At 51.6% G+C, this 11,119-nt stretch carries 8 protein-coding genes; 3 read left to right on the top strand and 5 right to left on the bottom strand.

Annotation, left to right across the window (positions count from 1 at the left end):
- Positions 1-1,110: AAA family ATPase (locus ABUA47_RS19745; protein ID WP_349831933.1), on the top strand; the 1,110-nt coding region annotated here is incomplete at its 5' end.
- Between the two features lie 406 nt (positions 1,111-1,516).
- Positions 1,517-2,035 (top strand): dihydrofolate reductase family protein, encoded by a 519-nt coding sequence (locus ABUA47_RS19740; RefSeq protein ID WP_004326099.1) that lies wholly within the window; start codon positions 1,517-1,519, stop codon positions 2,033-2,035.
- 97 nt (positions 2,036-2,132) lie between these two features.
- Here ABUA47_RS19740 and topB read toward each other — a convergent pair whose 3' ends face one another.
- Positions 2,133-4,220, bottom strand: a complete 2,088-nt coding sequence (topB, locus tag ABUA47_RS19735) for a DNA topoisomerase III (RefSeq protein ID WP_349831931.1) — start codon at positions 4,218-4,220, stop codon at positions 2,133-2,135.
- A 26-nt stretch (positions 4,221-4,246) separates the two neighbouring features.
- Positions 4,247-5,569, bottom strand: a complete 1,323-nt coding sequence (locus ABUA47_RS19730) for a DUF3945 domain-containing protein (protein ID WP_055295414.1) — start codon at positions 5,567-5,569, stop codon at positions 4,247-4,249.
- 250 nt (positions 5,570-5,819) lie between these two features.
- Here ABUA47_RS19730 and ABUA47_RS19725 point away from each other — a divergent pair, with 250 nt between their 5' ends.
- Positions 5,820-6,536, top strand: coding sequence for a DUF6088 family protein (locus ABUA47_RS19725; RefSeq protein WP_055295412.1), 717 nt, complete (start codon positions 5,820-5,822; stop codon positions 6,534-6,536).
- 150 nt (positions 6,537-6,686) lie between these two features.
- Here ABUA47_RS19725 and ABUA47_RS19720 read toward each other — a convergent pair whose 3' ends face one another.
- The 3 genes from ABUA47_RS19720 to mobB all read right to left on the bottom strand — a co-directional run.
- Complete coding sequence (locus ABUA47_RS19720) at positions 6,687-8,018, bottom strand: ATP-binding protein (protein WP_055295518.1); 1,332 nt, start codon at positions 8,016-8,018, stop codon at positions 6,687-6,689.
- Between the two features lie 58 nt (positions 8,019-8,076).
- A complete protein-coding gene (gene mobC, locus ABUA47_RS19715; RefSeq protein WP_055295410.1) occupies positions 8,077-10,086 on the bottom strand; it encodes a conjugal transfer protein MobC in 2,010 nt (669 codons plus the stop codon).
- Positions 10,087-10,103: 17 nt separating this feature from the next.
- Positions 10,104-11,119 (bottom strand): conjugal transfer protein MobB (gene mobB, locus ABUA47_RS19710; RefSeq protein ID WP_349831929.1); only part of this gene is annotated, 1,016 nt, incomplete at its 5' end.

Genomic DNA, 11,119 nt, shown 5'->3' with positions numbered 1-11,119 from the left:
GACTACTTCAAAGCCGGGAACACCCGTGAAGATTTCCTGAAACTGTTTATCGAATTTTTAGACAACCTGTATAGCGACACATTGATTATGCTTAAATCATGCGAAATAGATTTCAACAACCCGCCCGCCAAAGCGCAAGAGATTATTTCGGCGGGTGACGTTCCGCTGGGGACACAAGGCAACCTGTTCGGCATCACCGGGGGCGAGGGAACGGGAAAGAGCAATTATATAGCCGCAATCGTGGCGGGCTGCATCTGCCCGGCTGGTGCGGAAGTAGATACGCTGGGCATACAGATAACCGCCAACGGCAAACACAAGGCGGTCTTGCTCTACGACACCGAACAGTCGGAAGTGCAACTGTTCAAGAATGTAAGCAACCTGCTGGCACGTGCCAAACAGCCGGACAAACCCGATGAACTGAAAGCGTTTTGTCTTACCGGCATGTCACGCAAAGAACGCCTGAACGCCATTGTACAAAGCATGGACAAGTTCTACTACCAGTACGGCGGCATCCAGTTGGTCGTCATTGACGGCATCGCAGACCTTGTTAAGAGTGCCAACGATGAAGCGGAAAGCGTGGCGGTGATAGATGAACTTTATCGGCTGGCGGGTATCTACAACACGTGTATTCTGTGCGTGCTGCACTTCGTCCCCAACGGATTGAAACTGCGGGGACATTTGGGTAGTGAGTTGCAGCGTAAGGCGGCTACAATCCTTTCGATAGAGAAAGACGAAGAACCCGCCCAGTCGGTCGTGAAAGCCTTGAAAGTAAGGGACGGAAGCCCGTTGGACGTTCCTTTGATGCTCTTTGCATGGGACAAGGAAGCGGGGATGCACGTGTACAAGGGCGAGAAGCCCCGTGAGGAAAAGGAGAAGCGCAAGGAAAGGGAACTGGTGAATGTCGCACGTGACATCTTCGGGCGGCAGACACGCATCACCTACATAGACCTTTGCGAGCAGTTGCAGCAGGTATTGGACATCAAGGAGCGCACCGCAAAGAGCTATATCCGCTTCATGCGGGAAAGGGACATCATCACCAAAGACACGGCGAACCAAAGCTGTTTTGTCATCGGTTCATATCATCTTCAAAGGAACGCAAGCTGCCCGTAGGCGTATGGGCTGAACTTGTGTATTTTTAGGTGCTTGTGTCCTGCCCTGTTGTGATAACACGGCAGGATTTTTTCTGTTTGCACGTGATTTTTCAGGGTATTTGCTTAACTTTGCAGAAGTTACACGGAAAAGTAACGGCAGTTGGACGGCGGTTGCCGGAATATTGCCTTTATATATAACATATACGTTCGCCGAACGTCCCGATGCGAAAACTGGCACTTTTCAAAATGTGGGGATATTCAGCGCAGGATATGCTATGCGTTTGTCATAGCGTGGCTGCACTGTTTCCACATTTGGGTATGCCAGTACCTCGCATCGAAACAGCGTCATGCCACGCTTTCTTTTTTGGGGTTGCGGCTAACGTGCCAAGACAGTAGGGATTTATATCACTTTAATACCTGATAATATGGAACAAATCAAAGCGCACATCGCCGTATCGCTGGACGGGCATACCGCCACGCCGGACTATGAACTGGACTGGATGCCCCGTGAGGTCAAGGAACTGGCGGCAAGGGAACACGCCGCCGCAAGCTGCCTGCTTATGGGGGCGAACACCTACAACTACATCTTTGAACACTGGGGCGGGTGGCCGCACAAAAGCAAACGGTCTTTTGTGGTGTCACACTACGACACCAACGTTACACCGGACTGCGGGGTGGAGTTCCTGACCGAAGAACCGCTGCAAAGGGTTTATGAACTGAAACAGGAAACCGACATGCTGGTGGTGGGTGGCGGCAAGCTGCTTACTTCATTGATTAAAGCTGGACTGCTGGACAGCCTGACAATCTACACCGTCCCGGTCATGGCGGGCAAAGGCATCGGTTTTGTCGGGGAAACATCCGGCTCGCTGTGGAAGCTCTCGGAAAGCAGGGTGCTGGATAACGGGGTGGTCTGTTCGACCTACCTGTTTGGCGGGAACATATAAAAAATGCGCCCGGTTTCCCTCCGGGCGCAACCACTAAAATTTCAATTATTATAAGCTGTAAAACCTATCACAATGAAATTTCAGCGGCAAAGATAGGCTATTTCTTCGGTTTCGCTTTCTTTTCGGGGAATGAAAAACCGACATTGAACTGCTCGTCCAGTACCAGCGAAGCATCGAAAGCCTTGCCGTTCTTGCCCTTGAAGCCCTTGATTAGCCCGGTCTTGTGTTTCGTCACCAGCTCGACAATCTGCTTGTCGGAAAGCTGTTTGTCGCACTTGTTGCGGAATATGGTAAGCGTGCAGTCCACGTTGGAACACTTCGCCACTTTCGGGTAGAACAGGATGCGCCCGCTGCCGCATTTCGGGCAGGGGCAGGTTTCACCAGTAGCGACAGATAGCTGCACCGATAGCAGTTCTGCGGTGATTTGCGTTGCGTACACCTCGATGCCCTTCCGGAACGTGTCGGCATCCATGCTGCCCGCTTCTATCTTGGCAAGGGCGGTTTCCCACATGCCCGTCATTTCGACATCGGCAATCTTCTTGTCCTTGACAATCCCATAAACGGCAAGCCCCTTGTCGGTAGGCACAAGGTTCTTCTTCTCACGCACGATGTACTGGCGGGCGAACAGCGTTTCGATAATCGCCGCACGGGTGGCGGGCGTGCCTATCCCGGCATCTTTCAGGCTGGCTTTCAGTTCGGCATCTTCCAGTTCCCTGCCTGCGTTCTCCATTGCCGCCAACAGGCTGCTTTCCGTGTGCAGCGGTTTCGGCTTGGTCTGCTTTTCGCGCAGATCCACGCCGGAGAGTGGCAAACATTCTCCCTCTTGGAGTGGCGGCAGGCTGGCGGCTTCTTCATCCCCGCCCGTTTCCTGCTCGCCGAACACGGCACGCCACCCGGCTTCTTTCATCACAGACCCTTTCACCGTGAAGTCGGTATCTCCCCCTGACAGCAAGGCGGTGGTAACGTCTTTCACGCACTTGCCCGAAAAGGCTTCCAGCATACGCCCGGCTACCAGCTCGTAAACCGCCCGCTCGTCTTTGGAAAGTTCGCCGGGCAGGTTCTCGGTAATGATTAAGGCGTGGTGGTCGGTCACTTTGCCGTCATTCACGCTGCGGCGGTTCAGGGGTGTGCCGTCCAGCCCGGCGGCATACCCGGCAAAGCGGGAGTATTGCCCCAGCAGGGCGACACGTTCCGGCATTTCATCGAAAACGTCCTCCGGAATATAGCGGCTTCCGGTTCTTGGGTAGGACATCACTTTCTTTTCATACAGGCTTTGCGCTATGGAAAGCGTCTTGTCAGCCGAGAAGTTCAGCTTCGTGTTCGCTTCCTTTTGCAGCGTGGTAAGGTCGTACAAAAGCGGCGGTTCTTGGCAGGCTTCTTTCCTCTCAACGGATTTAACCACAAGTTGCCCGGCATCCTTTACCCGTTGCAGGGCGGCTATGGCTTCGGGCTGCTGTTCCCACTTGGCGGTCGATTGGGCGGTAAAATTTATTCCCCCGCTGGCAGTCGCCGCTTTGAGTTGCCAAAACTTGGCGGGTACGAAATTCTTGTTCTCCAAATAGCGGCTGCATATCATCACGAGCGTGGGTGTCTGCACCCTGCCCAGCGAGAACACCCCCTGCCCGGCGGCAACGCTCAACGCTTGGGTGGCGTTTATCCCTATCAGCCAGTCCGCTTCGCTGCGGGACTTGGCAGAGAAATAGAGGTTATCGTAACGCTCTCCCGGCTGCAAGTTATCCAGCCCCTCACGGATTGCCTTGTCGGTAAGGCTGCTTATCCACAGGCGCACAAATGGTTTCCGGCAGTTCAGGTAATGGAAGATATAGCGGAAGATTAACTCACCCTCACGCCCGGCATCGGTGGCGACAATAATCCGGTCGCACTGGTCGAACACTTCCTTTATCACTTTCAACTGTTTCAGCACGCCGGGGTCTGCCTTGTAACCTTTCTCCGCTTTCACCTGACGGGGGATTAATTGAAAATCGGGCGGCAGTATGGGCAGGCTCTCCCTGCGGAAGTTCGCCACGCCGTAGGCTTCCGGCATGGCAAGCTGGATTAAGTGGCCGAACGCCCATGTCACCATATACCCGTTACCGGAAAGATAACCGTCATTACGCCCGGTCGCCCCGATGATGCGGGCGATGTCCTTTGCCACGCTGGGCTTCTCTGCTATCAATGCAATCATAATTCTTTACTTTTTAATGGTGGATATTACATTTTCATTCCTCTGGACTTCTTGGGCTTGTCAGCTTTCAGGCTCTTGTCCTGCGCTTTCTCCTGCTTCTCTTTCTGCTTGGCGGTGGGCTTGTCCTGACCCTGTTTCAACGGCTCTTTGCCCTGCTTGGTGGCTTCGTTGGTCTTGCCCCCCGAATTGACCGCTACCTGCGTCCGGCTCTCGGCGGTGGGGGTAACGTCTTTCGGCTGCACCTTGTCGGGGGATTTGCCCTGTGCGCCGGGCTGTACATGACCGTTGAACTCAACGCCCTTGCCGTCCTTTAGCCCGGCGACCTGCCGCTCTGCGGGCTGCTGCCACTGCTGCAAGAACTGGACGGCGGCACGGGGCAGGAACTCCAAGCCACGCTCCACCGCACTGACCTGCAAATAGGCACTGCGCTGCGTGCCGTCCCTGAATTGCAGGTTTTCCATTTTCACCGCTTGCCCGGCTTCAAAGGCGGCTTTCTGTTCCGGGCTGACTTGCACGTTACAGATTGTATCGGGGCATTTCCACTTGTCAGCCCGCATATACTCCAGTTCGTGCGTGTACCTGTCCCGGCTGACGAACACGGGGATTTGCTCGCCGCTTTTCGGGTCTTTGATTTCAGCGATGCCGCCCAAGTTGCCAGTGCCTTGCAAGTTGCCCTGTTCCTGCTTGGTGAACTCGTGTTCATGGAACGGGCGTTGCAACAGTTTTTCGTCCTGCTGCACGCCGTGTAGCTTGGGTACTACCGTGCCGTCCTTTGCCTGATAGAAAGAGATCTTGACATCGGTAGGTTTGAGATAGAAGCCGCCCACCGTCCCCGAAACAGTGTAAGTGTTGCGGGACTTGTAGCCACGCATCACCCGGTCGAAGTCCCTCGTGTTTTTCAGGGTGTCGGCGGTGATGCCGACTTTTTTCAGGTTCTCCCAGTCGATTTTTGACGGGTCGAAGCGGTAGCCCTGCTTGAACTCGTGGAAGTCGGGCTTCGGAACTCGAAGCATTTCAGCCCGCTTGTCACCCTCCGGTGTAGGGTTGCGGTGGTTGTCCTCGATTGCCTTTGCGTCCCGCTCCGCTTCGGAAGCCTTGACGCTGAACAGTTCCAGCCCGGAAGTGTCCTGATACTTGCGGTAGAAGTTGGAAATGAAGTTGCTGAACACATCGCTGTTCTTGTCCACCTGCATGAACTCGCCGCCGTGTCCGGTAGTGGGTGGCACGGTCTGCAAATTGCCGTCCTTGTCGATACCCTTAACGGCACTCACCTTTCCCTGCTGTTTATCCAAGACCAGCAGCACGTCTTTTTCCTGCCCCTCTGCGGGCGGGGTCATTCTGTTTGCCATAAATAATTGGAATTTTAGTGGTTACGGGAATAGTCCCGCCCAAAGGTAGCGACTAAATATGCTATATTTGGACGGGCGGCAAGGACTGTCCGAATTTGTCCGGTACTGTCCCAATTTGTCCGAGTGAATAAAAAAATATCCAACCAATAGTTGGAGAAATAAAAAACATCTTCGGCAAAATATTTGTTATGTTTTTTCAGGTGATTACATAATATACTATCTTTGCTTCATAGAAACAAAGTACATAAATATGGCTTCATTCAGGAAAGAGATACTTGGGCAGATTGAACGGATAGATACCGGGCGTATATTCACGTTCCGGGATTTGTCGTTTGAAACGGAAAAGACCGCCAATGTTGCGGTGCTACTTTCCGAACAGAGCCGCAAAGGGGTACTGGTACGGGTTGAAAAGGGGGCGTACTATCGTCCCAAGAAATCAGTGCTGGGACTGGGAAAGCTGCCTGTCTATCAGGATGAACAGTTCCGCTATCTGACTGAAAAACTGAACGGCTATATCACGGGTGCTTACGTCTATAACAAAATGGGGCTGACCGAACAGGTAGCCACAACCATAACGATAGCCACTCCTAACCCGGTTCGCCGTTTCCGTTTCAAGAACTTGGATATAGAGTGCGTGAAAGCCTACTGCATGGACTACCCGGATGAAAGCCTTGTCCCGTACTTGCGGCTGCTCGATGCGATAAAGGACATGAAGCGCATACCCGGAACAACCGGGCAGGACATCTACAACCGGGTCAAGAGCCAATATTTCAACGGGTATAGCCTGCTGGAACTGGAAAAAATCGTATCTTTGGCGAAAAGTTACCCGCCACGTGTCAGAAAGGTGGTGGCGGACATACTGGGCGACATCAGACAAACCGTATTGCAAACAGAAATGGCAAAGACCATTCTTCCCACGACACGGTTCAACTTGGATTATAAAACAAGAAAAACGCAATTAAGATAAAATATTCAACCAATGGTTGCGAAATTCAGCATAAAAAAGAGAGTGAAATCAATCACTCTCTTTCGATGAACCCTTTGTGAACCCTTTTAATGGTTTTCAAATGCTTGTTAAACAGGAAGTTCAGCATTTCATAAAAGCAAAAACATTCAATTATGAACCCTTTGTGAACCCTTTAAGTGTATAATGAGTGCCTTTTCCTGTTGTTCCTTGTATTTCCAGCCAGTTATCCAGTTGCGACAAAATTCGATAAGCAGTAGTTTTACTGGTATTTAACAAATTCTGCACATCTGAATTATTTATACTCCCATTTTGGGCGGCATACTCAATAATGGGTATATACCTTTCATCCACTCGCTGCGCCAATAGCTGCGAACGTATATCGGTATAATAGGTAATCATCAGACCGCTTAACATTTCAAGTTTGGGTGGCAACAACTTGTATGCGCTGACAGCTTCCAAGATACGCTTGTAGCCACGTCCCCAGCTTTCAATATCCCCGCTTCTGAAAAAGGCGTTGGCGATTAGCGGGTTATAGGGAGAGGACGGGTGGCTTTCAAAAAGTTTTTCGGTCGTCCAGCTTTCCGGTAACTGTCCGGCGTTCCAAAAGGTGATATGGTCGGGGAACACGCTAATCTGAATGGGTACGGCACTGGCATAGTCTTTATGTGCCACACAATTCATCAGTGACTCCCTGATAGCTTCCACCGGGAACTGCGGTGTTTCACGCCGGGAAATTCCCTCGTATGATATATGATAAATCAGGTATTTGGTCTTTATCAAATCCATTGCCTTATCCACCTGCTCCATTAAAGAGCCGTGAACCTCGTCCTGAAACTCCAAGTTACCCTTATCATCCCGGAAGAAACCTATCTTGATATAAGCCCCGGTTACAAAGCGTTCCGGGTCGGGGTGGAACAACAGCAAGGCGGCACGGGTCGGACGGTTGGTTTGGGTGTCAATCAGCCGCAAATCGTGCAGCAAATTTTCGGTAGTATCTTTCAACACATCTTCGTCCACACGCCCGCTTCTCGCCGCTTCCTTGCGGAAACGGTTCAATGCGCCGGGGGAAAGTTCCTCTATGCCTGCCCACTCTATGGGAAACTCGTCCCAATGCCTGCCAGTACGTTGCAGGATAAAACGGTTCAACGCCGCACCTTTCAACTCCTGTTTCGTGCTGCCGCTGCGATAGTGGTACTGACCTTTGTAATTGATAGGATTGGAATAAGGCGGTACGTCAATCTCGATATATTTCAGCCCGTTTTCTTCCAGCAGGTTCACGTCCACGATGATACCCAGCACGTCACGCACTTTGTTCGGTATATCCTCCAGCAGTTTGTCGGCATCGGCAACGCCGACTACCTTACCGTTGTCATTCATACCTATATATATCTTGCCGCCTGTGGCGTTGGCAAAGCCGCATATCCATTTCAGATACTCGTCACGCCAGCTTTCTTTCCATTCCGTATTTTGGTTTTCATTCATAATCATTTCTTTGTCTGCAAAATTAGTAAAAATACTGTCTGTCAGGAAAGAATATCGGTTATTCTTCCTCTTTTATAAGGTGGCATAGCTCCGGGTCGTTCTTAATCCGGGTTATCTCGTCCTCGACAATCTGCCGGACTTCCTGACGGATGCGGTCATAGTTGGCTTGTATCTCCTCCTGCATCCGGTCGTTGCCGTCCTTGTCGGTGAAGTCGATTATCTGCGGCAACTTCACGTAACGGGCGGTTTCCCGCTTCACCTTTTCATTGTCCACCACGATTTCACAGTGGAAAATCTTCTGCTCTATCCGTTCATCGAAGTTGTCCGCCACAGCACCCACGAACATACCTTGCGTGAGGTTGGATATTTTGCTGGCGGGTATCAGGCTGTCCATTTGGGTGCTTATCGAGGTGGATTTTTCCCGCTGGTTGATTGTCATGCTCTGCCGTTTCTGCAACACCTTTCCGAAACGCTCGGACAGTATTTTTGCCGTTTCACCGACTACCTGACCGCTGAACACGTTGCCCACCGTATTTTGGATTACACGGCTTTCCTTGTCCCCATAGTCACGGGTAAGCTGGCTGTAATCCTGAAAGCCCAACAGAACCGCAACCTTGTTGCTTCGGGCGGTGGCAATCAAATTATCAAGCCCACGAAAATATATAGTCGGTAATTCATCTATTATCACCGAACTTTTAAGCTGACCTTTCTTGTTTATCAGCTTCACGATACGGGAATTATATAATCCCAGTGCCGCCGAGTAGATATTTTGGCGGTCAGGATTGTTACCGACAACCAAGATTTTAGGCTCTTTCGGGTTGTTGATGTCAAGTGAAAAATCATCGCCCGTCATTACCCAGTAAAGGGCGGGTGAAATCATCCTTGAAAGCGGGATTTTCGCACTGGCAATCTGCCCCTGCAACTGTTCAACTGCCGAACTTTCCCAAGCATCCACGAACGGGGAAAGATAGTTTTCCAGTTCGGGATAACTGCGCAAAATCGTGAAAACATCGGCGTATTTCTTGTTCAACAACTCTATGGCGTGCGGGAACGTGCAATACCTGCCGCCCTGATAAATGCGCAAGTACCAAATAATGGCTGCAAGCAGGATAATCGGGCTTTCCACGAAGAAGTCGCCCTGCTTGCTTATCCAACTTCGATTGAGGTTAAGCATTATCGTGTAGCTTGCTTCGTAGGCATCCGCAATGTCCGACATGAAACTGGCGTTTATCGGGTTGCATCGGTGGCTCTTGCGTGGGTCGTCAAAATTGATAATGTAGAATTTGGGCTTTACCTTATACCCGTCCAAGTGGTTAAGCAAATGATTATAAGTGATTTCCGATAAATCGGGAAACTTATAATCATAGCAGTAGAGCGCAAAACCTTTCTCGATTTGCTGTTTTATGTAACTATTTACCACTGCATACGATTTGCCGCTGCCCGGCGTACCCAACACAAGGCTGGCACGGAACGGGTTCACAACATTTATCCAGCCGTTATTCCATTTCTTCTTATAGTAGAACCGGGTAGGCAGATTTACCGAATACTCGTTCTCGATAAGCCTTGTTTCCTGCATGAAACTCTCGTTCTCTGTATTAAAGACATCATCCATTAGGTTGTTCTTCAACAACCGGGACATCCATGTACCCGCCATGAGCATACAGATATAGCCCGCCGATAGCGTGGCGATATAAAACACAGTGTCCGCCGTATGTGGCAGCGGAAGTTCCAGCAGCCACCAGTTCAGGAAAAACAACACGACACCCGCCACAAGGCTGCAATGTATCTTCGCCCACGTTATCTTTTCCTCTTTCACGCCCTTAGTGCCGATGCACGACAGGGCGAGGAACACCACCGCAAAAAGTTTCGTCCAAAGGACGGACGAGAACAGCCCGGTGGTGCGCTGGAAGTTCCACAGTATCTTGTCTATCACTTCAAACGTCACTCCCCATTCTTTCAGGGTGGAGTAACAGAACCAGTACACGTTTATTCCCACGAATAGAATACTGACAGCCCGCATAAAGTCCATGACCCTTGCAAGCCCTCTCAAATCATCCTCTTGCTGCATAATTGTATGTTTTTAAGTTAGTCAATGCGCCTTGTGCGCTTCTTTTTCTTCTTTCTCTTTTGGCGGGCGGTGTCCTGCGGCTCGTCACCGCCAGATGCACCGCCGCCCAGCAAACCGCCGAAAGCACCCAGCACGGAAGCCATGCCCGAAACGATGTCGGATTTCGGCGTGAAGCCCGGCTGTTCCTGATGCGTGGGCTGGTCTTGCTGCGGTGCTGCCACTTCGGACTGGTGTATCTTTCCGGTTTCGCCCGAAAAACGTTCGTTGAACACGTTCGCCGAATACTCCTTGCCCAAGCGTGAACCGTTCAGCACCACCCGGCTGTCGTGGTCGATGAACGTAACGCCATAGATGCGCCCGCTGTCGTTCTGACGGAATACCACGTCAATGCCCCGCTTCCTTAGCTGCTGTTCCAGTTCCTTGCGGCTGCGGGCGGTCTGCATGGCAGTGGCTACAATCTTCCGGGTGCGCTCTTTCAGTTTCCCGTTCCTGATTGCTTCGCCCGATTTCTCCATTCTGCGCTGCACCGCTTCATAACCTACCGACTTGCCGATGCGGGAAGCCTTTACCGGGTTGCCTGTCTTTTCGCCCTTGTCATTGGTGGCGGAATAAACTATGCCCTGATAGGGCTTGCCGTTTATCTCGCCCTTGACTTCCTCGGCGCACACGTTGTAAGCGGCAAGCAAAGCCTTGTACTCCCCGAACGACTGGAAGCGGTAGCCATAGCAAGCCGCTTTCACGGTGTTGCCGACTTGGTGCTTCACGTCCCCGGCGGCATAGTCCACATTTTTCAGTTCGGGGCGTTCGGCACGTTCCTTCCGCTCTGCCGGGTGCAGCCCGTATTTCTTTTCCAGTTCACGGGTGATTTGCTTGCTGCGCCGATGCTCGAACCTGTCATTCAGCGGTCTGCCGTTCTCGTCCACCCGCAACCCCACGATGTGGATATGGTGGCGGTCGATGTCGGTATGCTTGTACACCAGATAAGGCTGGTCGCCATAGCCCAACTTCCGCATATACTCTTTGGCGATGTCGG

It is taken from the genome of Bacteroides sp. RTP31139st1_H2_RTP31139_211217, from assembly GCF_040227615.1.
Lineage (GTDB): Bacteria > Bacteroidota > Bacteroidia > Bacteroidales > Bacteroidaceae > Bacteroides > Bacteroides uniformis.
Note: the sequence above shows the minus strand (reverse complement) of the source record. Positions and strands in the feature narration are given on the sequence as shown.